Annotated in this window: 19 protein-coding genes; 4 read left to right on the top strand and 15 right to left on the bottom strand. The window is 36.2% G+C overall.

The window, feature by feature from the left end:
* Positions 1–753: 753 nt before the first annotated feature.
* From ACFX4H_RS05660 to ACFX4H_RS05610, 11 genes are all read right to left on the bottom strand, one after another.
* A complete protein-coding gene (locus tag ACFX4H_RS05660) occupies positions 754–2,484 on the bottom strand; it encodes a phospho-sugar mutase (protein WP_377434409.1) in 1,731 nt (576 codons plus the stop codon).
* Positions 2,436–2,654: a hypothetical protein gene (locus ACFX4H_RS05655; RefSeq protein WP_241636195.1), complete on the bottom strand. Its 219-nt coding sequence runs from the start codon at positions 2,652–2,654 to the stop codon at positions 2,436–2,438. The genes ACFX4H_RS05660 and ACFX4H_RS05655 overlap by 49 nt, the downstream gene beginning before the upstream one ends.
* 105 nt (positions 2,655–2,759) lie before the next feature.
* On the bottom strand, positions 2,760–4,157 hold the full coding sequence (locus ACFX4H_RS05650) for a glycosyltransferase (RefSeq protein WP_377434406.1): 1,398 nt from the start codon (positions 4,155–4,157) through the stop codon (positions 2,760–2,762).
* Positions 4,154–4,432: a hypothetical protein gene (locus ACFX4H_RS05645; RefSeq protein ID WP_328138056.1), complete on the bottom strand. Its 279-nt coding sequence runs from the start codon at positions 4,430–4,432 to the stop codon at positions 4,154–4,156. Before ACFX4H_RS05645 ends, ACFX4H_RS05650 begins: the two co-directional genes overlap by 4 nt.
* 281 nt (positions 4,433–4,713) lie before the next feature.
* Positions 4,714–5,718 carry an NAD-dependent epimerase gene (locus ACFX4H_RS05640; protein ID WP_377434747.1) on the bottom strand — a complete coding sequence of 335 codons (1,005 nt, stop codon included), beginning with the start codon at positions 5,716–5,718 and terminating at the stop codon, positions 4,714–4,716.
* Positions 5,719–6,071: 353 nt separating this feature from the next.
* Positions 6,072–7,253, bottom strand: a complete 1,182-nt coding sequence (locus ACFX4H_RS05635) for a hypothetical protein (protein ID WP_328138057.1) — start codon at positions 7,251–7,253, stop codon at positions 6,072–6,074.
* Positions 7,240–8,754 (bottom strand): glycosyltransferase, encoded by a 1,515-nt coding sequence (locus ACFX4H_RS05630; RefSeq protein ID WP_241636221.1) that lies wholly within the window; start codon positions 8,752–8,754, stop codon positions 7,240–7,242. The genes ACFX4H_RS05635 and ACFX4H_RS05630 overlap by 14 nt, the downstream gene beginning before the upstream one ends.
* Before the next feature lie 370 nt (positions 8,755–9,124).
* Positions 9,125–10,444, bottom strand: a complete 1,320-nt coding sequence (locus ACFX4H_RS05625; RefSeq protein WP_377434402.1) for a UDP-glucose dehydrogenase family protein — start codon at positions 10,442–10,444, stop codon at positions 9,125–9,127.
* A gap of 1 nt (position 10,445) precedes the next feature.
* The gene (galU, locus tag ACFX4H_RS05620) at positions 10,446–11,351 is read right to left on the bottom strand and encodes a UTP--glucose-1-phosphate uridylyltransferase GalU (protein ID WP_034306886.1); all 906 of its coding nucleotides are present in this window, start codon (positions 11,349–11,351) and stop codon (positions 10,446–10,448) included.
* Positions 11,352–12,267: 916 nt separating this feature from the next.
* The gene (locus tag ACFX4H_RS05615) at positions 12,268–12,882 is read right to left on the bottom strand and encodes a hypothetical protein (protein ID WP_063591069.1); all 615 of its coding nucleotides are present in this window, start codon (positions 12,880–12,882) and stop codon (positions 12,268–12,270) included.
* Between the two features lie 880 nt (positions 12,883–13,762).
* Positions 13,763–14,359 carry a hypothetical protein gene (locus ACFX4H_RS05610; protein WP_052137250.1) on the bottom strand — a complete coding sequence of 199 codons (597 nt, stop codon included), beginning with the start codon at positions 14,357–14,359 and terminating at the stop codon, positions 13,763–13,765.
* Between the two features lie 295 nt (positions 14,360–14,654).
* On the opposite strand from ACFX4H_RS05610, the gene ACFX4H_RS05605 reads away from it, so the two are divergent.
* The 3 genes from ACFX4H_RS05605 (at position 14,655) to ACFX4H_RS05595 (ending at position 17,650) form a co-directional block, all read left to right on the top strand.
* Positions 14,655–15,128, top strand: coding sequence for an NUDIX hydrolase (locus tag ACFX4H_RS05605; protein WP_034306891.1), 474 nt, complete (start codon positions 14,655–14,657; stop codon positions 15,126–15,128).
* A complete protein-coding gene (locus tag ACFX4H_RS05600; protein ID WP_237752049.1) occupies positions 15,128–16,216 on the top strand; it encodes a glycosyltransferase in 1,089 nt (362 codons plus the stop codon). Before ACFX4H_RS05605 ends, ACFX4H_RS05600 begins: the two co-directional genes overlap by 1 nt.
* Positions 16,217–16,861: 645 nt before the next feature.
* Positions 16,862–17,650, top strand: a complete 789-nt coding sequence (locus tag ACFX4H_RS05595; protein WP_377434397.1) for a HipA family kinase — start codon at positions 16,862–16,864, stop codon at positions 17,648–17,650.
* Between the two features lie 62 nt (positions 17,651–17,712).
* On the opposite strand, the gene ACFX4H_RS05590 is transcribed toward ACFX4H_RS05595, so the two are convergent.
* A complete protein-coding gene (locus ACFX4H_RS05590) occupies positions 17,713–18,282 on the bottom strand; it encodes a hypothetical protein (RefSeq protein WP_063591064.1) in 570 nt (189 codons plus the stop codon).
* Between the two features lie 514 nt (positions 18,283–18,796).
* Between ACFX4H_RS05590 and ACFX4H_RS05585 the strand changes: the two genes are divergently transcribed.
* Positions 18,797–19,450 (top strand): 2OG-Fe(II) oxygenase, encoded by a 654-nt coding sequence (locus tag ACFX4H_RS05585; RefSeq protein WP_034306902.1) that lies wholly within the window; start codon positions 18,797–18,799, stop codon positions 19,448–19,450.
* A 232-nt stretch (positions 19,451–19,682) separates the two neighbouring features.
* On the opposite strand, the gene ACFX4H_RS05580 is transcribed toward ACFX4H_RS05585, so the two are convergent.
* The 3 genes from ACFX4H_RS05580 to ACFX4H_RS05570 all read right to left on the bottom strand — a co-directional run bounded on the left by ACFX4H_RS05580 (position 19,683) and on the right by ACFX4H_RS05570 (position 22,233).
* Positions 19,683–20,462 (bottom strand): hypothetical protein, encoded by a 780-nt coding sequence (locus tag ACFX4H_RS05580; protein ID WP_328138061.1) that lies wholly within the window; start codon positions 20,460–20,462, stop codon positions 19,683–19,685.
* Between the two features lie 521 nt (positions 20,463–20,983).
* Entirely contained in the window at positions 20,984–21,409 is a 426-nt protein-coding gene (locus ACFX4H_RS05575) for a VOC family protein (protein WP_034306908.1), read from the bottom strand.
* A 395-nt stretch (positions 21,410–21,804) separates the two neighbouring features.
* The gene (locus ACFX4H_RS05570) at positions 21,805–22,233 is read right to left on the bottom strand and encodes a DoxX family protein (protein ID WP_034306910.1); all 429 of its coding nucleotides are present in this window, start codon (positions 22,231–22,233) and stop codon (positions 21,805–21,807) included.
* Between the last annotated feature and the right edge of the window lie 12 nt (positions 22,234–22,245).

Below are 22,245 nucleotides of genomic sequence, written 5' to 3'. Positions count from 1 at the left end.
TTTAAATTTAATACCCTGTTTTCAAAAATGACAGCAACTGTATATAATCACAACTTTTAGTTGTTTTCCCTGCTTCTTATGTTCAGTAATGAATATCAAAACCTGCTGTCCGTATGGCAACTCGAAGGATTGAGTGACGATTATTCCAGTTCCTTTATGATTTCGCCAAGTCCACCGGAGAGTGATGGAGACACCGTAGGGAACCAGTTCGGGTTCCAGGCTATATAAATATATCTTTATAACATTACTATGCCATAGTTAATATAGGCAGTTTATTGTTTGAATGTACGATTATGTATGATTTTCAATGTACTTGTTCTACTTTTTAAGACTTTATGGCCTCAACATGAGTGCCGATGAGGATCCTAAAAAAAACCTCCCTATTTAGCACCTTTCATAAGGTCCATCCTAGGGCCTGTACAACTGTACTACGTAACGTCATACGGTATCAGCAAGGCTACTACATAGGGGGATTTTGTGGATTGGTATAGTATATATTATATGCTCAATATTCCAATTAGTGTCGAATAGTCATGCATATCCGCATAAGCCCCCGATCCCCTGAACATGTTTGGATAAACCCTATTCAGCCACAAAAACTTAATTCGCCCCGCCGGAATTCTTGATTCTTTTTGAAGGGTTTTTATGATACCGAAAGGATGGGTGCTATCCATTAATGGACAAAAAAAGGTCAGCATTTCTTAAATGCTGACTCTAGGTTTTTATGAAAATCCTCTGAATGGGGGTACTTCTTTAAAGCATTTTATTGATACTTTTCATAAAGTCTATCGTAACGGTGGATAATTTTCCCTGAGCTTCCTTCATCGAGCTTCCATGAACACCGAAATAAAATTTAATTTTAGGTTCTGTTCCGGAAGGTCGTAAACATATCCATGTCCCATCTTCAAGAAAGAATTTTAATACGTTCGACTTCGGGAGCTTGATGTCCTCTTCCTTATTTGTCCCAAACATATATTTTTTACTGCTGAGATAATCCTCTCGAACCACTACTTGATGACCAGAGATTTGATCTGGTGGATTTTCCCGGAATTCATTAAGAATCGCTTGAATTTGCTTCGCACCTTCAATTCCTTTTAAAGTCAACGACCGTAAATCTTCCAAGTAATATCCATATTTATCGAATACATCCAGTAAACCTTCGTACATCGTTTTACCTTGCTTTTTGTAATAGGCACAGACTTCCACCGCCAGAATAGTAGCTTGGATGGCATCCTTATCACGTGCAAAATCTTTGATTAGATATCCATAGCTTTCTTCATAGCCAAACAGGAAAGAATGTTCTCCACTTGTGTGGTATTCATTGATTTTTTCAGTAATGTATTTAAATCCAGTTAAAACATCTACGGTTTTTAAACCATTTTGCTCAGAAATCGCCCGTCCTATTTCTGAAGTCACGATGGTCTTTAATACGACTCCATTTTGAGGAAGGGTCCCTTTCTTTTGTTTTTGTGAAATTAGATAATCCAAAAAAAGAGCGCCTGTTTGGTTGCCTGTTAATACTACATAATTTCCAGCATTGTTCTTCACGCTAATTCCAAGCCTATCCGCATCCGGATCGGTGGCAATCAATAAATCAGCATTAACACGGTTTCCAAGCGCAATGGCCAATTCAAACGCAGCATGTTCCTCTGGATTAGGCACTTTAACAGTAGGAAAATTAGCATCAGGCATTTCCTGTTCTTTAACAATATGGACATTTCGATATCCTAAATCATGCAAAGCGCGTTTTACTGATTTATTGGCTGTACCATGAAGCGGTGTAAACACAAGCTTTACATCAATTTCATCTGCTAACTTTGAATCTTCCGGAATAGTGAGTAAATGCTCATTATAAGCAGTATCCAGCTCCTCGCCAATGATTTGAATGAGTCCTCTGTCCTTTAGGATTTCTTCGTCCTCCACTACAATGGAAAGCTCACTTTCAATCGCGTTCACGTAATTAATGACTTGATCCGCCGCTTTAGGAGGTAGCTGTGCTCCGTCTGATCCATACACTTTATACCCATTATATTCAGGCGGATTATGGCTTGCTGTAATGACGATCCCAGCAAATGCACTCAGCTTACGTACAGAAAAAGAGAGCTGTGGGGTAGGCCGTAATTCATCAAATACATAAGCTTTAATTCCCTTTGTTGCCAAAGTCTTGGCTGCTTCCAATGCAAATTCGGGAGACTTATGTCTTGAATCGTAAGCAATTACAACTCCTCTGGATTTTGCCTCATTCCCAAACGATTGAATATATTCAGCAAGTCCTACAGTCGCTTTTCGCACGGTATAAATGTTCATCCTATTCGTACCTGGCCCCATTTCCCCTCGCATACCACCTGTCCCGAATTCCAAATTTTTATAAAATGCGTCTTCAAGTGATATTTCATCATCTTCCATTTCTTCAAGCATTAAACGCATTTCATTATTTAAATTGGGATAACTAGTCCAAATAGTATATAAAGACTTCCAGTCCATGAAAATACAGCTCCTTCCTGCCTGTATGTTTTTACTTTGTTTGGCATTTCTTTTTGATCGTAGTACACATTGCAAGCGATCAATTGAATATGCAATCTAACCATCGATCCTAGAGAATTAGCTCCCTTTTCACGTTCTTCACCCTGTAACGGAGATTGTAGAATCGCCAAATGCACTCCCTCCAAAGTTGTTGGTTACGATCTATTCATTTTTCCAACCATTACTTTGGAAGAGTGTCATTTTATTCTTCTTTTCCTTCACGCAATGCTGTTTCCTTACTTGATTTTTTTTTTCTTTTTACTCTTTTCCGATTCCGCTTTGGTTTTCTTTTTTGTTTCCTTTTGCTTATTCGTTTTCGTTTCCGTTTCCGTATTCGTTTTCTTTTCCGTTTCCGTTTCCGCTTTGGTTTTCTTTTTCGTTTCCGTTTGCGTATTCGTTTTCTTTTCCATTTCCGCTTTGGTTTTCTTTTTCATTTCCTTTTTCTTTTCCTTTTTCTTTTCCGATTCCGCTTTGGTTTTCTTTTTCTTTTCCGTTTCCGTTTGCGTATACGTTTTCTTTTCCGTTTCCGCTTTGGTTTTCTTTTTCGTTGCATTTTCAGTTTTCACTGTATTTACAAGAGAATATAGTCTTTGTTGCTCAATAATTTGTTTATTGACATCAAATTTTTCTTCAATGACTTTCCGTGCTCGTTCCGTATAGTCGGTCCAAACATCTGGATTTTCTATAAAGAATTGTATGCCTTTCGCTAACTCCATATCATTTTTTTCTGGCGCTAGGTATCCTGTTCTCTGATGTTCAATTAATTCAGGGATTCCTGCGTGTCGAGTGGAAACGACAGGTAAACCGCTAGCCATTGCTTCTTTTAGGGCATTAGGAATACCTTCGATATCACCATTTTTAGCTGTCTGACTTGCTAGACAGAAGATATGGGCTTTTTTCAATTCGTCCGAAACCTGTTTTGAATCCATAGCTCCTCTAAGAATCACAACATCTTTAAGGTTATATTCTGCAATGGTGGATTTGATTTTTTTCTCATCTTCACCTGCTCCAATAATATGCAGTCTAGCATTTGGATATTGTGTATAAATGCGTTTAAATGCTTTTATAAGAGTAACAAATCCTTTTTTGTCTACAAGTCTACCTACCGATAGAACTCTTATTTCGCCTAATGTAGGAAGAGTGCGGTTAGCATAGGGGAAAAGATCTAATTCGATACCACCATATAATACATGCATATTCTTAGCCGGAATTCCTAACCTTCTTAATCCTTCTGCAAGATATTGGCATACAGGGTAATAGTGTGCACCATGTTTATTTAAAGCTGAATATCGCTTAGCATTTTTTTCGAAAATTTCCGGTCTGTCCGAACCATCTCGTCCTCTAATGCTAACAATCAAAGGAATATTATATTTTTCACATACAGGCAAAATCTCTTGTCCGTGTGAGCCGTGATGAGCATGAATGGCTATGATATCTTGTTCTTCGAAGAACTTTTTTAGATCTTTAATTTTGTTTATATTATAGTAGTTTTCAAAGGGGAATTCTGTACGGTCGGCATTGTCGAATGGGCCGATTACGATTGTGCGATAGTTAGTTATTTTTACGATTTGATTATATATAAAACGTTGGTGTGTTTTAATGTTTTCACTTACAAAATAAGCAATGGTTCTCATCTCACCTCAGTCCCTTTAATAAGAAATTTTCTCTTTTCCCGTTCTGCAATTTGTTTCACTTGCTTGTGATATTCAGAAGGGGAAATAGAATCGGCTTTATAAATGTCTTTATATGGCAGGTCTTCAGAACAAACTTTATAGTAGTTTTCAAACAGAGGATTTAATTTGAATAGAGGATCTTTTGTAGAATTTCGTTTAAGGGTTGTCATGAGAAAATCTGACAAATTATACTCATTAAGAACTTCCAATGGAGTTTTCATATTTACAGGATTCAAATTACTTTCTCCTTTTAATGACTTACAAATTTTTTAATTTATCTTTTTCACTAGCATTATTCGTCCATATACCCATTCTTGGGTTTTGGGTTTTTACATATTAAACTTTAAATTTATTGATCAGTGCTGCCCTAATATGCACATTGAAGTTTGACAACACCTATTTTTCACATACACCATGACTAGTAATATTTCCTCAAGGCTGGACTTCAAAAGAGATTCCTACTTTTATTTTTTATCGATTAATATCCTATTTGGTAAAACTCACTGTTTCTTTTTCCTTATTTATTGTACTTTTTGTACCAATTTACAAAATGAGCTAAACCTTCTTCTATTGTTGTTGAAGGATGGAACCCCACATCAGCATGTAAATCGGCAATATCTGCATATGTCTCCTTAACATCTCCCGGTTGCATTGGTAAGAATTCTACTTTTGCCTTTTTGCCAATTAGTTTTTCTAATGTGTTAATGAAATCCATTAATTTTATAGGTTTATTGTTACCGATATTATAAATTTTGTATGGGGCATAGCTTGAACTTGAATCAGGGTTAGCTCTGTCCCATCCAATAGTATGAATCGGTGGTTTATCAAGTAACCGGACTATTCCTTCAACAATATCATCAATATAAGTGAAGTCTCTTCTCATATCTCCATTATTAAAAACCTTTATTGTATTCTCTTCGATAATATTTTTAGTAAAAGAATAATAAGCCATATCAGGTCTCCCCCATGGGCCATACACTGTAAAGAAACGGAGTCCTGTGGTTGGAATATTATATAAATGACTATACGTATGAGCCATTAATTCATTAGACTTTTTAGTGGCGGCGTATAAACTTACTGGATGATCCACTGGGTCTTTGGTTGAGAAGGGGATATTAGTATTCGCTCCATATACAGAACTAGAGGATGCATAAATTAAGTGCTTTACGTTATTGTGTCGACAAACCTCCAAGATATTGACAAACCCAACAAGGTTGGAATTAACATAAGAATCCGGATTTTCTATGCTATAACGTACTCCAGCCTGGGCTGCTAAGTTAATGACTATATCAATGGTTCTGTCTTTGAATAATTGATTTAATTTTTCTTTATTTGACAAATCGATTTTGTGGAATTCAAAATCAGGGTTTTCTTCTAATATCTTCAGTCGATTGTTTTTTAAAATAACATCATAATAATCATTAATATTGTCTACTCCAATAACCTTGTTATCTAGGGCTAACAAACGTTTTGTTAAATGGAAACCAATGAATCCTGCTGCCCCTGTTACTAAAATGTTCATAGCATTCATTTCAATCCTTTCTATTACATTAGGATTCTGACACCTTTTCGGAACACTGACTACATTATTTATACAGTGATACTTTCGATTCTTTACACCAACAGTACAGAATTCATGACGGATAAAAAGAGGAAATGAACTCAAAATTCTCATTGGAGAGAGACTTACGTTTTATCCGTAAACCACCAATTCATGTTTTCATTTTCGCTTTAAGCCTCATGAGTTATTCACTCTTATACCCGCTGTAAATTAGCACTTACGTAAGTGAGTTAATGCTAAAACCATCTTGGAAACCGGTGAATGCGAAACATCATCGGTTTTTTATATGCTCGGTTACGGTTAGATAACTAAGACTATACAAGGGTATTTTCATTTTCATCTAATGGGATTGGTGTTTTTGTCCATTCAGCATACGTACCGGGATCTATCGCCTTTACTTGTTCTAAAAAGGCATCTAAAAAATTTCTTTCCCGCAGGTCTTTAAATAACTCGAGAGGTCTTTTTTGTTCACGTGAAAAAGAGTACACATGGTCGACCAATTTAAAACCATTCTTGGTTATAATGATATGTCGTAATGGAGCATCAATTTGTTTGAAACCTGATTTTTCCATTGTTTTCAATATATAGAGTAACCGTTTTGTGATGTCCTCAGAAAGTACAGATTGTTTTTTAAGAAACGTATTTAAATCCGGTCCTAATAGATATTCCATTAAAATATAATTGGGCCCTGTTTCAAAGACTTTCGGTATAAAGGGCAAGTCTTGACTTGATAAAAGGACCATTTTTTCCTGATTTGCATGTTCAGTTTTTCCGTAAAGTTTGACGCATGCCTCTTCAGACACTCGATAAACAGCACCTTGATGCCCTTTTCCAATGAGAGTTTGTGTTATGGCGCTATCCACTTTCACTCCATTACCTGAACCTCCTGAGTGGACTGGAATATTTCTAAAGTCCAAACTATTTTGATTGAAATAACCCTCCCACTCATTGAAGGTGTCCGGTTCAAGCTTTTTCACTTGATCTAGGAACGAGTCCTTTAAAAGGATTATTTTCAAATCTCTTAATAATTTTAATGGTACAGGGTGTATCCTTTTAAAGGAATTCACATGGTCAATCACCTTAAGTTCCTCATTACCGACGACAAAAATATGGCGTAGAGGGGCATCTATCATGGTGAACTTTGCTTGTTTTAATTCCTTTAATATATAGAGAAGTTTCTTTACTATAGAATCAGGGATATACGTACAATTTCTCAGATATTCTTTTAAGGTCGGGGCATTAAAATATTCCATGACTATATAGTTTGGTCCTGTATCATATATCAAAGGCATAAAGGGTAGATGTTTTCCAGCTGCAAGAGCTTCTTCCTCCATTTTCGCTTGTACTGGGTCTGAATAGATTTTTACACATTTATCTTCTGAAAGTTGAAAAACTGCACCTTGAGCTCCCATTCCAATCAGCGGATAGCTTGTCGGATTGTGAATTTCCAAAGATTTTTCACCCTTGGTAACAGTAATGGTTTTAAAGTCCTCCATGATCTCCTCCTAACTGCTCATCTATGGCCTGCTGTTGAAATTTTTGAATTTTATAAAGGGCTTTTTTTACTTTTTCGGCTTTCTGAGCCTTTTTTTCTTTTTTACGAAAAGCTATTTTTTCATCTTGATCCTTAGCTCCCTGTTGAACTTTAGCTTCTTTTTCTTTTTTAATAGATGTTACAAGTTCATCTTTGACTTTATCATTAGTCTGCTGTTGTAACTGCTGAAGCTGCGGAAACTGTTTAAGTTGTTGTAACTGTGGAAGCCCTTGAAGCTGTTGTAGCTGTTGCATATAAATAAGGGCTTTTTTGGCTAATTCGGCTTTTTTTCCAGGCGCTATCCTTTCGCCATCATACTTACCTTGCTGTTGAGGCTGTGGCGTCTCATTAAGGACTTTTTTATCTTTTTGGCGCGGTGTTACTAAATATCGTTTACCTAATTTATAAGGGGCTACAAGTTCATCATAAAATTCTGCTTGTTGTTGAAGTTGTTGGGCGAGGTTAAATTTTAGTTCTACTTTTTGACGAGCCGCTACTGTATATGTTTCCCATTTCTCTCTGTTAGATAGCATAAATTCAAGAGCATCTGCCAGTTCATCCACATTGTTTTCTTGTACTAAAACCCCTTCTTTGTTATTTGTTATTAATTCAGGGATGCCCGCATGATTGGTCGAAATCACTGGTACTCCAATCGCCATAGCTTCTTTTAATGTATTAGGTATACCTTCTACATCTCCATCGGCAGCTTCTAAGCTCGCGGCGCAAAATATATCTGCATTGGTCATTTGTTCTCGAACTTGATCTTTAGGGAGATGGTTTAATAGGCGAAAAGAGTCTCCTAAATTAAGTTGATTTGCCAATGAAATGAGATATTCTTCAAGCCCCCCTCTACCGATAATCGTCAAGGTTGCATTTGGAAATTTACCTCTGATTTTTTGGAAAGCTTGCATTAAGATGTGATGTCCTTTTTTTTCCACCAACCTACCGATGGAAAGAATGTTTTGAGAATCCCCTTTATGTGGTGCCCGGTATTTGAATTCGTTAAGGTCAACGCCCCCATATAGCACTCTAATTTTTTCTGAAGGACAACCCCAAGCAATTAACCTATCTGCTAAATACTGACAAACTGGAAAAAAACGCTCCCCTCGATCAAATAGCATTTTCATGTTATCTAGATACCCAATGGGCTGATTAGCCAGGGTTGCATCCCTGCCTCTAATACTTGTTACCAACGGAAGGTTTGTTTCCTCTTTAAAAGGAAGTAATAACATCCCTAATTGGCCATGATGAGCATGTAATAGGGAGATATTATTTCTTTTGACATATTCTTTTGGTGAGAAAACTTCATTGAGATAATGAACCTTCTCATTTAAAAGGGAAAGATCTATCATATACTTAGGTTGTCGTACCATATGAATATAATCATAATCAGGAACTTCTCGAATCTGTGAGATATATTGGGTCGGATCAACTCTTAAATTCAAATGCATAACTGTGTGCAAATAAATGATCTCCTTTCATGCATAGTAAGCAAATTTCCTGGACCTTTTCAAGTATATTATGCAGGACTCCCTAGGTACGCATGGACTAATAACATACAGTAAAGCTAAATGGCAGAGAGTATGCGTTTGTCTAATACAAAGGGGGATTTAAGTAGGTGCCATGACACAAGTTTCAAACAATGATAATAAAAACAACATGTTATAGTTGATGTTAATCTAAGGTTTTAATCGTCGATAAAGATTTTTCTTCTATTTAAGAAATATAAAAAAGCACCCAAGATAAGATCAAAGGTGCTGCATTTCCAGTTTGAACCTAATATACGTTTTCAACATGTCTGAGTTAAGGAAGTGTTAGAAATTTTTTTTCGCTTTATGTCATTCCAATAACAATTGCTGGTCTTCCTATTGGGTAATATTCAATTTTCTTGCACGCTCTGATTCGATCTTCTTCAAGACAATTTCTACCATCAAAAATGATTGGCCGTCTCATTGTTGTCATCAATGTTTTCAAATCTAAAAGTCTAAACTCTTTCCATTCGGTAACAATGAATACAGCATCCGCATTCACTGCCGCTTCGCGGACTGTGCTTGCAAACCTGATTGTATCCCCTAATATGTTCTCCGCATTATCCACTGCAACCGGATCATAAGCTACCACTTCTGCTCCAAGTTTGGTTAATGAACGCGCAATTTTGATTGATGGAGCTTCCCTCATGTCGTCTGTCTCTGGCTTGAAAGCGAGACCAAGCATTGCAACTTTTTTCCCTTTTAAATCTCCTAAGCGATTTATCGCTTTGGTTACAAGGAGCTCCTGCTGAAAATCATTGATCGCTACTGTTTCTTTTAACAGGGAAAAATGTACTCCATTTAAATTGGCAGTATGAAGCAACGCTTTAACATCCTTTGGAAAACAAGATCCTCCATAACCAATGCCGGGCTGTAAAAAAGCTTCTCCGATCCTTTTATCTTTTCCCATTCCCTTTGCTACATCTTTAACATCTGCACCCACTACTCCGCATAAATTGGCAACTTCATTGATAAAGCTAATCTTGGTCGCCAAAAAGGCATTAGATGCGTACTTAATCATTTCCGCACTTCGAATGCTTGTTAATATAAATGGTACATTTAATGGACGATACATTTCTTGTACTTTCTTAGCAGCCTCATCATTTTCAGAACCGATTATGATTCGATCTGCTTGCATCGTATCCATGACGGCAGACCCTTGTCTTAAAAATTCAGGATTTGATACCATATTAAAGGTGACACTTTCGTTACAATGTTCTTCAATGATGCTTTTAATAAAATCATTCGTACCAACAGGCACAGTACTCTTTATAACGACTACTGAACTCTGTACCAGGTTCGCAGCAATATCCTTCGCGGCCTGCACAATATAAGATAAATCTGCTCCCCCATCCTCCATTTGCGGTGTTCCTACGGCAATTATGATAATCTCGGCACCATTTAGCGCTTCTCGATGAGATGTAGTAAATAGCAGTCTACCCGCTGCAGCATTTTGAATAAGCAAATTCTCCAGACCAGGTTCATATATTGGAGAAATCCCTTGACGTAGGCTTTTAATTTTCTGTTCATCTGTATCGATACAAATGACATTATGACCTATTTCTGACAAACAAACACCAGTGGACAGCCCGACATAACCTGTACCCAAAACAGCTATTTTCATATTATTCAAGCTCTCTCTTTATAATTTGGAGGTTTTCTTTCTTATTTACATCCCTTAAATAGGAAAGTACCTCGTCTCTTATATCATCCCTGCGCAGAGCAAAGTCTATTGTTGCCTTAATGAATCCAACTTTATCACCAATATCATATCGGTTTCCCTCAAAGTTATATGCTAATACAGCCTGCTGTTTATTTAGCTCATTAATGGCATCAGTAAGTTGTAATTCATTACCATGTCCAACCGGAAGCTTGGAAAGCGTTTCAAAAATCTCGGGTCTAAAAACATAACGCCCCATTATCGCATATCTGGAAGGCGCCTCTTCCCTTTTCGGTTTTTCCACCAAAGAATCTATATGAAAAAGGTTTGGCTCAATCATTGTCCCTTTTGGCTTAATAATTCCATATTTACTGACATCCTTTTCCGGAACATTCTGAACAGCTACGACGGAACTGTTGCAATACTCAAAAACACTGATGATTTGTTTCAGACATGGTGTTTTAGACATAACGATGTCATCCCCTAACAAAACGGCAAAAGGTTCATTTCCAATGAAGCTTTTAGCACAGAGAATTGCATGTCCTAGACCCATCGGTTCCTTTTGGCGGACATAATAGATATTTGCCAAGCTGGATATTTTCTGAACTTCCTCTAAAATATCGAGCTGGTTTTTTCTTAAAAGTGCATCTTCCAACTCATAGGATTTATCAAAATGATCCTCTATTGATCTTTTTCCTCTACCGATTATGATAATTATTTCCTCTATGCCCGAAGCTACTGCTTCTTCAACAATATATTGAATCGTTGGTTTATCAACAATCGGCAGCATTTCCTTAGCCTGAGCTTTTGTAGCAGGCAAAAATCGGGTCCCTAGACCTGCGGCCGGAATAATGGCCTTTCGGATTTTCATAAGCTGCCTCCCTTTTGCATTCATTAATCCTTTATATGCAATAGGACAACTTACGGTCTAGTTAGTAGCCCAATTCGTCCATTTTTATTTAACGGGGCCAGTAGGCCATATATGGAAGAATTCCAATCTGGCTGTGGCCGGGCCCCGCAGCCTGTCGGTTAGTGCCCTTTAAAACCTCCATTACACTTTTTATGTAATGGAGATTGAAATGGTCGATATACGGTTTGTATAAACCGCTGTGGAGCTTTTTGCGGTACAGTAGCCTAAACGATTTCCCTTTCCCTTTCTTTGAAAAACTCCATCGCAGGCAGTTTTTTGTTTAATTTTAAAGGCTCTTTTCGTAAAGGTTGTTGTTTTTAAAACGAAACAATCTAAGGTTGATTGGAGCGGAAGTGCGAGACTCCTGCGGGAGCGGCGGGACAGGTGTGACCCCACAGGCGTTTACGCCTAGGGGGCTCACCGCCCGCCCCGCGGAAAGCGAGCATCTGGAGGGGAAATCAACCACACCTCACTACTTGGTAAATAGCAACAAAGTATGTGAAAACAGCCATTTTAAAATATATGATGGATTGTATTCATAATTTTGAGGTGGGAATTTTCAAATGAAAGGGGAGGTTTTTATTAACCCCATCCATTTTTAATAAGAATTCGATCTATGTTGAATGGATATAGTTAAGGAATTTCACTTTTAAAGCAACAACACTTATCATCCTTTTAGAGGGTAATGCAACACTTTTACTTTCTCGGTACTTGAAGAGCAAAACTTAGCATATTGGATACAATTTTAATGAATCATTTCGCTCCATTTACAAACTTCGTCTAGTTTCGACATATGGGAACTACTGTGCACCGGAATCCGATGGAAATGAACTTGTTTCCAAATAAAGAAGAAGAGGCTTTAACAGCCTCTTCTTCTTTATTTAGTTTCATCTTCATTTTTACTGCTATTTGCTATAAACATCGCAATTTGCGCCTTTTTTTCTACATCTAAATCAAGTGTATCGATTATACTAAAAGGTGATTTTAATAAGAGGGGTTGTGGTTGTGGTTGTGCAATCTTCGTTATTTCTTGCAAGATTTTATCTGAAGTTTGATCTTGTTGTTTAATTAACTGATTCTGAAGTTGAATCTGAAGCTGCTTCTGTTGTTCTTCTTGGAGTTCGAGTTGGACTTGAATTTTTTCTAGTGGTTGTGAACGCTTCGATATTTCATGTAAGACTTTATCTAAATGCTCATCTTGTTGTTTAGATAATTTATTCTGAAGTTGAACCTGAAGTTCCTTCTGTTGTTTTTCTTGGTGTTGGAGTTGGTCTTGAACTTTTTCCAGTGGTTGTGCAATCTTCGTTATTTCTTGTAAGATTTTATTTAAAGTCTCATTTTGTTGTTTAATTAACTGATTCTGAAGTTCCACCTGAAGTTCCTTCTGTTGTTTTTCTTGGAGTTGGAGCTGGAGTTGAATGTTCTCTAATATATGGTTATATTTCTTCCTATTGTCTTCCTTGTGATTATCTGTTTGATCATTTTTACCCATTAGGTTCCCACCCTTTTCACTATTTATTGGTTATGGAGGCACATTTGAATTACATATTGCGTCGTTAGAAAATCGTCTTCTCAATTGACCTTGGATTCACCTTTTATGTTTCTAGTAAATCGCTTTCGTTGCAGAATCAGTTTAAGAACATTCGGAGATAGGCTATTTCACCATTTCTTAGTATTGTCGACATGATTGTGTTGCCGTTGCCGATCATAATGATAGCAATGTACTTGTAATTTATTGTGTCGGGAAAACAACTGATCCATCGTAATCATTCCGGTCTATACTTCAAGATTAATGGAAGCCCAAAAAATGGTACAGTTTAAGCAGTCTTAATCTAAATGTTTGGTATCAAATTTAGGGATGTTTGAAAATGATTCACCTCATTTTAGTTTAGGAAACCATACATGTGGTTTCCGATTTTCTTATTTGCATAGACAGATCTTTCATAGATAAACAACCATCACTTTCTTTCTATAGTTATTCAACAAGCCTTTGAATGACTGAGCGTTTGTCATGTGTAAATGTTAAACATATACAATCTTCCAAAAAAAATTTAAAAAAACCACTTTAATAAGGAAAAACGTTATCTGGTTGTAAAAATGATTTTACGAATATTGTAATTTGTCCTAATAAATGCCGAACATGCACATTTAGAAACGGGAGAAATAATGCATTTCCGCCCATATTGCGAATTTTAGATTCTGGAGAATTCCAAACTAAAAAGTCGAACTCCTTTATGTTTAGGGTTCGACTTTCCTTTTTTAATTTTCCCTGCTTGTACGACATAATTGGATTTGTAGGAAATCATCATGCACTGTTAGCGATACTGGCCAGGCCCAAATTTCGCATAATCTCATTTATATCGGTTAGTTTCCTATATCGCATTGAAGTCGATATTTTTTTGCCATTCTTCATACGATTCAGGATCGATTTTCTTTGCTTGTTTCAGGAAAGTATCCAATAACCCCAATTTCTTTAAATCACGAAACATCTTTGGATTATATGGATCATTCATTGTGAGGCCATCTGAATGATCGATTGCTTTCAGCACATTTCCCTTTGTTACAACAAAATGTCCGATTGAGGTCTTGATTCTAATAAATCCAACTCTCTTCAGTTCCTTTCGAATCATTATGATTTGTTCTGTAATCGATTCGGGAATATCTTGCTTCCCTTTCAAAAAATCTTTTAGATTAGGACCTTTTAAATATTCCATAATTACATAGTTTGGTCCGACTTCATATAACCTCGGAACAATATGAGTATCCTTCGCTGCTTCAAGTGCTTTTCCCTCTTTAGTTGCTGCATTTGGATTGACATAAATTTTTACGCAAATATCTTCATCAAGCTGAAAAACTGCACCTTGACTTCCTGCCCCAATTAGTTTTAATGTGGTTGGATTATGAATAAGAAGTTCCTTTTTACCGTTCTTTTCAATTCTTTCAACCCTTATTAATTTAAAATCATTCATCTGATCTACCACCTCTTTGCTGCTTATTAATAACCATAATATCTATACTATGAAATCATCGAATAGTTGCTTTAGGATAATAACACTTATTCATAAAATTAAGTCATACCTTCTTTTATTGAGTTCTTAAGGAAAGCCTTTCCTAGCATTTCTTCAGATTCTTATGCTCATACACATACAAATAAGAACTTTACAAAAAACAAACAAATATATGTACTTGTCCGTTTCGAATCTTTTCCATTTTGCATTTACTATAAAAGTGGATTAACCAGAAAGATCAGAAAGGAGACTTGAGATGGGATATATTGAAGATTTACGTGCTCTCGTTGGAACTAGAGCTTTGATACTTACTGGGGTCACCGTTTTGGTTATCGATCAGAACAGCCGTTTTCTAATGGTACAATCCGAAAAAATGTGGAAATTGCCGGGCGGCTTCATCGAATTAGGAGAATCTGCGGAAGAGGCATGCAGACGTGAAATTTTGGAGGAAACAGGAATTAACATCGGAAACCTTCAATTAATTGGCGTTTTTTCAGGGAAGGACTATTTTACGAAGCTGCCTAATGGTGATCAATACTTTTCAGTCAACATTGCTTACGTTACCGAAGAAATACTCAGCGGAGATTTAAAACCTGATGATATAGAAATACAAAAAGTACAATTTTTTAAATGGTCCGCTTTTCCGAAAGATCTTTCTGAACGAGATCGCCAAATATTTCAAAGTTTTATCGAAAATTTGATTTTAGATAGAAGAAAGGGATTGAAATAGTGAAGACAATCGCTTTTTACATTAGAGAACCTATAAAAGTCAATCAAGGATTTATGTACAATCAGATCATTATGCTGGATCAATATCGCCCTATTGTTATAGGCCCATACCCAAATTGCGACAATGTTCAATATCAGTTTGAACACTATTATAATTTGAACGAAATTCAAGACCTTGGAGCCTTCTTTAAGGAGCAAAATGTCGTCGCGATTCACGCTCATCAGGGGAAACATTCCATCGATATATTACCAGCAGCTATAGAGTATGATATACCTTTGGTTGTACATTTTCGAGGACGTGATTCTTCCACTCAAACATTTAAGAGATTTCGCAAAAATGTCCTCCGATATCAAAATTTAGTAAAACATGGAGCTGCTTGTTTTTCAGTCTGCCATTTTCTTGCAGATGAATTAAAAAAATTAGGATTTAAAGAAGATAAAATACATGTACTATATGGGGGGCTGGATTTAGATTTATACCCATTTGTCCAACGTTCCCTACCTAATGAAGGAGAAATCCGAATCTTGTCCGTAGCCAGACTTGTCGAGAAAAAGGGGTTCCTTACACTTTTGAAGGCTTTTCAACGGATTCATCAGGAATATCCAAGAACGACACTGCACATCATTGGGACAGGTAAAGATGAAGAGAAGTTAAGAATTTTCATTGATGAAAATCAATTAAACGAGCGCGTTTTTCTTAGGGGACCAATGGATTCAAACCAAATTTCTAACGAATTAAGAGATTCCCACCTCTTTTGCCTTGCCAGTGAAACAGGCGAAGATGGTGATGTAGAAGGTATTCCAAATGCATTAAAAGAAGCTATGGCAAGTGGTTTACCAGTCATCTCCACTTTTCACGGTGGGATTCCGGAATTGATTGAGCATAAAAAAACAGGTTACCTTGTTCCTGAGAAAGATGATTTAAAGTTGGCTCAAGGTCTAAAATATTTCCTGAGTCATCCAAGAGTATGGAAGAGATATACCAGAAGTGCAAGACAGGTAATTGATGAAAATTTCGATTTGAATAAACAAATCATCGAACAACAAAGGCTATACAGCTTAATAGAAAAAAACAACGAAATTAATTAACCATGGGTCAGTCCAAAATAACCTGTTGAGCTCGTAAAGTCATTAATTTGTGGAAAGGTACATGTCATTCTTTTTAGCGATGGTAAAAAGTTTGTAATTAAATGAATGGCACTGAAAATAAAAGAACCAATAATAGTAGTAATTGAGTATGTGTGCAATAAATTAGCAATGTTCCTTCCTTTTGTCCCCGTCGGACTAATTTATACCCAAGACGAAATCATAAAAACACTCCCAAATTACATTCCAAAAATACAAATTTAGTTCAGATCCACTATTCGTGTTTATTTATCGAAAATAGTATTTTACTAGAACTTAGGGAAGGCGTCAATTTTGTCCATATGATTGATCCCAGAATTCGGGTGATATCGTAGTATGCAAAAATGAGTTGTCAGGTACAGTATCAGTTACCAAGAAACTTATCCATTTGCCTTCTCTATGCTAAATGAAGGGATTTAACATCATTTGTATTCCTACCCAAAGAAGAAAAGTGAAGCGCTGTACAAATTTCTTTTTAGAAAAGAAAAGTCATTTACCGAAACTTATAACGAATTTCATCATTCAATACAGAAGCAATAATGTTAATAAAAAAGATAAGGTGAAAATGAAAAAGAGCTAGACAAATATTTTTAAAGGAGACAAAGTGATATGACAAAATATCCAGTTAAATATGTACAAACATTACGGGGCGGAACCGCACATGTCATTCTTTTCAGCGATGGTAAAGAATATGTCGTGAAGTGGTTCGATACTAAGAAAGGCAGAGAAAAGGAAGTGGTCAATGAATACCTGATCGGAAAGTTGGCAGAGCTCCTTTCACTTCCCGTTATCCCATTTGATCTTGTGTATATACCGGAAGATTTCATCAAGAAGACGCCTGAATTACAATCCACTAAACACAACTATAGTTCTGGATACCAATATGGCTGTGTATTTATTAAAAACAGTACCGTTTTCGAGAATGTTAGAGAAAATCCTCCCACAAAGATGGATGTTAAAAACCGGGATATGCTTGCCGGTATAACGGTATTCGACCAATGGGTGAATAACTCTGATCGAGGTACGATGAATGTCATTTTGGAAAATCTCAGCGATGGCGGCTATTATGTCCATATGATTGATCATGGCAGAGTTTTTCCAGGACGCTACCAATGGTCTGCTCAAACGCTAAGTGAAACACCAGTATATAATTACCATTGGCCTTTTTATAAGTGGGCCTTCTCTCTTCTCGATAATCACAAAGAGCTTACATCATTTATAGAAAAAATTGTAAAATTGCCGAACGAATCGATCTATCAAGTAATCGAATCCATCCCTAAAGAGTGGAATGTGAAAACGAAGGATAGGGATGCTCTCTACAAGTTTCTTTTAGAACAGAAAAATAAATTGCCTGAAATCGTTGAACGTATCATCCAGCATCATAGCAATCCCAAATAACGCTGGATTTTTCCATAGAAAAAAGTAACTCTTATTTGCTTTAAAGGAGTTACTTTTTTTATTTATAAATTTTTCCATTCTATATAGGATTCGGGATCCATTTCTTTTAACTCTTCCAAGAACATTGGTAATAAACCTAACTTTTTTAGGCCTTTGAATATCAATTCTGGCTTGTTTCGAATCCGTGTAAAGGAGCTATAATGATCTATTACTTTTAATTCATCTTCCTTAGTTACAATAATGTGGCGCAAATCGGCATCCAATCTGGTAAACTTTAATCGCTTCATTTCTTTTAAAACAAAAAGAATTTGCCTCATCAATTTTTCGGATAGGATCCCCCCAGATTCTAAATATTGAAATAAAGTTGGCCCTTCAAGATATTCCATAATAATATAGTTATGCCCCACCTCATAAAGCCGTGGAATAGCGGGAGACTCCTGTGCAATTTTTAATACATTTCCCTCTTTAGCCGCAAATTCTGGTTTTGCACAAATTTTCACACATTTATCTGAGGAAATTTTAAAAACGGCCCCTTGCGCCCCCTTTCCGATCAGTGGAAACGACGTCGGATTTTTTATCACATCCACTTTTTTAATTCCTTCAGTAACACAGATAGATTTAAAGTCCTCCACTTTCAATCACTCCTTAACATTCCCTATCGCACTATTACTTTTTATCCTTTGTCTCTTTTTCTCTAAGATTCTTGGTGATGAATCCTCCGTCCCCTTGTCATTGTGCACATTCTGAAAGAAAACGGCTTTGATTATAGGGTTAAGAGAATAGCTTATATAAACCCTTTTATAATAAAAGAGGAATGATATACCTTTCACAAAAGTGTGAACAAGCAAGCATCATTTTTACTCTTATTTGAACAGAAGGAAAAATTCACGTAAGGATTTTAGTGAAAATACACACATGAAAATCTATGCAAAGAGACTTTTTCATATTGTGAGCTTCCTATATTTTATGTAAAAGATTAAAGTTTGCTATAGTCAAGCGCCAGTTCATCCAGTAATTTTTACTGGTCGACGGAAATAAGTAACAGATACATAACAATGTTCATGGTATAATTAACATAGGAAAACGCTTACAGAATAATCCAAACTTTTTGTTCTGAAAATTCATTCTTTTGGGAGTCGATGAAAGTTGACAGTGGATAATAAAACAAGTAAAGAACAAACGATTTTTAATCATATTGGAAATAAAATCAAAACGGAAGACAGAGAAATCAATGTAGTTGCTAGATTAGAAGAACCACTAATTGTAGTTTTAGAAAATGTTTTGAGTGACGAAGAATGTGACGGACTTATTGAATTGTCAAAAGACAAAATGAATCGTTCCAAAATTGGAGTTACGCACGAAGTAAATGAGATAAGAACAAGCAGCAGTATGTTTTTTCAAGAAAATGAATATGACATCCTTACCAAAATTGAAAAAAGGATATCAACAATCATGAATATACCCGTTGAACATGGAGAGGGTATTCAAATTCTTAAATACACTCCTGGACAAGAGTATAAAGCTCATTTTGATTTTTTTACATCTTCAAGTATTGCAGCAAAAAATAATAGAATTAGCACAATCATCTTGTACTTAAATGATGTGGAGCATGGAGGGGAAACCTTTTTTCCTAAATTGAATTTTTCAGTATCCCCGCGAAAGGGAAGGGCTGTGTATTTCGAATATTTTTACAACGATAAAAACCTAAACGAACTAACTTTACACGGTGGGGCGCCCGTTATCACTGGGGAAAAATGGGTTGCAACACAATGGATGAGGAGACAGAGTAGCCGCTCATGATGTATAAACGATAGACTTTAAAAGCCTCAATTTTAGGTGCCTAATGAACAAAGGCACCTATTCGTTCATTTAAAAATCTCCTATTTAAAGTCGCCAAACAAAAAATAATGATCAATAGTCTGAATTGGCACTGTTTTGTCCCATCAAACTATTTGCGACGTTTCAAATTACGCTTTTACCCTAGGTTTTTCTTTAGGTTTGATGTCAAAATACCTTTGCATGCATTCACTATTCATTTACCTTTGTTGCTCTTTCTAAAATTATCGTAATCAGTCTTAATGTAATGAAATACCTTCGCGTTGCCATTATGGTCAGGATGAGTTATTTTTAGTAACCCTTTATATTCTGCCAATACTTCTTTATCGCTCGCCATTTTAGAAAGCCCTAATTTTTCACTATAATCATTGGATTGAATAGTGGAGTCAATCATGTAATTGTTTCTGATTTTTTCTTTTAATTTTATCAATTCATTACGTAATTCAATATTTTCTTTTAATAAATCCTTTGATTCATTTTGTAATTCACTTTTCTCATTCTTTAGAATGGCAACTTCCTTTTTGAACATATCCCTTTGCTGAATCAATATTCTTTTTGCTGTCTCATGAAGCTCTTCGATACCTTCTATATGCTTTTCTTGAGCTTGTATTTTTAATTTTAATCGGTGTATGATTTCGTCCTTATTTTGAATTATACTATCATTTATAGCCAGCTTTGAAGCTGTGTCATCGCTTATGTATCCGGTGTTCCTCTTTCCGTTCCCCGCGTATTTAATCTTACCTTCGCCAAGCCAGCGCCTGACAGTCTGTACACTAATACTTTCTGTTACTCCTGCATCTTTTAACATTTCAAATGCTTGATCTGTGTCATCCATTATGTATCCGGTTTTCCTATTCCCGTTGCCTCCCTCATATTTAATCTTACCTTCACGAAGCCAGCGTCTAACAGTTTGTATACTATTGCTTTCTGTTACTCCTGCATCCTTTAGCAGGTCGAAAGCTTGATCTGTATTCACATTGTTCCCCCTTTCCCCTTATTACGCAATGAATTGTTACTTCGAATGATATGATAGTACCTTATTAAAAGGAAAAATTTTTACAAAGAAGGAGCCTAATTTGTATGTCAATGTTTTAAATAATAGCATAGGCATATTCTAAACAAAGAACAAATAGATGAAGAATATATGACGAATATCACAGGGAGATAACGATAATGTATCAGAGTAAAATTGTGGAGCCAGAAAAAAATATCGGTAACTACGTATTCATGATATCAGTGGTGGAGTTACGGGCAGTATATATACATTCAGATTGAATCTAGATTCCAGTGACAGTGAGAATGGACGCCTACTTAATCTATAAACGTGATGTTATCTTATATGCTTCCGTGGGGGATCTTTTGATGCCCTATTAAAAGAGATAAGAGTCATACTTAAAAATCCCGATCTCTCAGTGATATTAATGAGAAATCGGGATTTATTTATTCACACATTGCAGCTGCAACTATTCACAAAAACAGCTGTTATTATTTAACAAATTATTTTTCACCCTCTGTATAAATTTGAAAGGTTACACCGAATTTGTCTGTTACAATCCCATAAGCAGGGCTGAAAAAAGCTTCCTGCAGAGGCATTTTCACTTCTCCACCTTGCGACAAAGTTTCAAAGATTCGTTTTGATTTTTCAATTTCGTTAATTGAAATGCAGATCGTGACTTGATCTCCAGATTGACTGGTTTGACCTGGAAACGTATCCGAAAACATGAAGTCCGTTTCCCCAACCTTTAACATTGCGTGTGCCACAAGATCCTTTGCTTCTTCTGGCAGAGGAAATTCAGGATTTTCTGGCATTTCTCCAAAAGTTTGTTTAAAGAGGACTTTTGCATCCAATGCCTTTTCGTAAAATTGAATCGCCTCCTTCGCATTTCCGTTCATCATTAAATATGGAGATAATCGCATGGTCATAATTAGATAACTCCTTTTGCTTTGAATTTTTTTACTAAGCTTGGAAATTTCCAGGCTTGCTTTTGAACTGTCAATGGCAATAATCACTATACCATTATTGCCCATGATTGAATTTTACAACACAGAACATGCGTTCGTCAACGGAATTTTACTGAAAACTATCAAATTTTCTAAATGTTGAATTGAAAATTCCAAGGTTCTTGATGTATAGACAAAGTATGTCACGTCGTTATGGCAGTTATGGGAAACTTCTTTTATTCATGGTTTTTCAAATCATGAAGCATTTCAAATAAGAATAGATGAAATGAAAAAGGCATAACCCTAGTAGATCACCGGTATCATGCCTCAAGAATGCTTAAAAAGTGTTGGAATTTTTGTAATGTCGCTTAATCTTATTAACTTGCTATCCTTTCCGAATCCTGTGTTTTTTTTAGTTTTGGTAACTTAGAGTCTATAGATAGGAAGCGGCTTCCATTCAATACTAGGTGAAGGGCAATAATCATAAGAACGAGATCCAGTTCATACCCTGAGCCTTCTCCATTCCCCATAAAACCTGCTGGGAATTTCACATAAACAATTGCACCAGCCATGATGAATACAAGGAGGGCAGAAATTATTCTTGTTCCAAGACCTATTATTAAAGCAATTCCTCCAACCAATTCAATAATACCGACTACATAGGCCATGAATCCCGGAATGCCTATACTTTGAAACCACCCTGAAGTGTTTTCCAATCCACCTTTAAATTTTGACAAACCATGCAAGAAAAAAGAAATTCCCAACATAACTCTTAATAAAAAGGTACCGATTTCTTGTTTATTCATGACACATCTCCT

This window comes from Peribacillus sp. YIM B13477, assembly GCF_042787955.1.
GTDB lineage: Bacteria > Bacillota > Bacilli > Bacillales > DSM-1321 > Peribacillus > Peribacillus frigoritolerans.
The sequence above is the reverse complement of the archived record's forward strand: the minus strand, read 5'-3'. Positions and strand labels throughout refer to the sequence as shown.

Bases quoted from the DNA above. Each gene is read 5' to 3' on its own strand.
- ACFX4H_RS05660 (WP_377434409.1), bottom strand. From the start codon at position 2,484: ATGGACTGGAAGTCTTTATATACTATTTGGACTAGTTATCCCAATTTA.
- ACFX4H_RS05650 (WP_377434406.1), bottom strand. From the start codon at position 4,157: ATGAGAACCATTGCTTATTTTGTAAGTGAAAACATTAAAACACACCAA.
- ACFX4H_RS05640 (WP_377434747.1), bottom strand. From the start codon at position 5,718: ATGAACATTTTAGTAACAGGGGCAGCAGGATTCATTGGTTTCCATTTA.
- ACFX4H_RS05635 (WP_328138057.1), bottom strand. From the start codon at position 7,253: ATGGAGGACTTTAAAACCATTACTGTTACCAAGGGTGAAAAATCTTTG.
- ACFX4H_RS05625 (WP_377434402.1), bottom strand. From the start codon at position 10,444: ATGAAAATAGCTGTTTTGGGTACAGGTTATGTCGGGCTGTCCACTGGT.
- galU (WP_034306886.1), bottom strand. From the start codon at position 11,351: ATGAAAATCCGAAAGGCCATTATTCCGGCCGCAGGTCTAGGGACCCGA.
- ACFX4H_RS05615 (WP_063591069.1), bottom strand. From the start codon at position 12,882: ATGGGTAAAAATGATCAAACAGATAATCACAAGGAAGACAATAGGAAG.
- ACFX4H_RS05610 (WP_052137250.1), bottom strand. From the start codon at position 14,359: ATGAATGATTTTAAATTAATAAGGGTTGAAAGAATTGAAAAGAACGGT.
- ACFX4H_RS05605 (WP_034306891.1), top strand. From the start codon at position 14,655: ATGGGATATATTGAAGATTTACGTGCTCTCGTTGGAACTAGAGCTTTG.
- ACFX4H_RS05595 (WP_377434397.1), top strand. From the start codon at position 16,862: ATGACAAAATATCCAGTTAAATATGTACAAACATTACGGGGCGGAACC.
- ACFX4H_RS05575 (WP_034306908.1), bottom strand. From the start codon at position 21,409: ATGACCATGCGATTATCTCCATATTTAATGATGAACGGAAATGCGAAG.
- ACFX4H_RS05570 (WP_034306910.1), bottom strand. From the start codon at position 22,233: ATGAATAAACAAGAAATCGGTACCTTTTTATTAAGAGTTATGTTGGGA.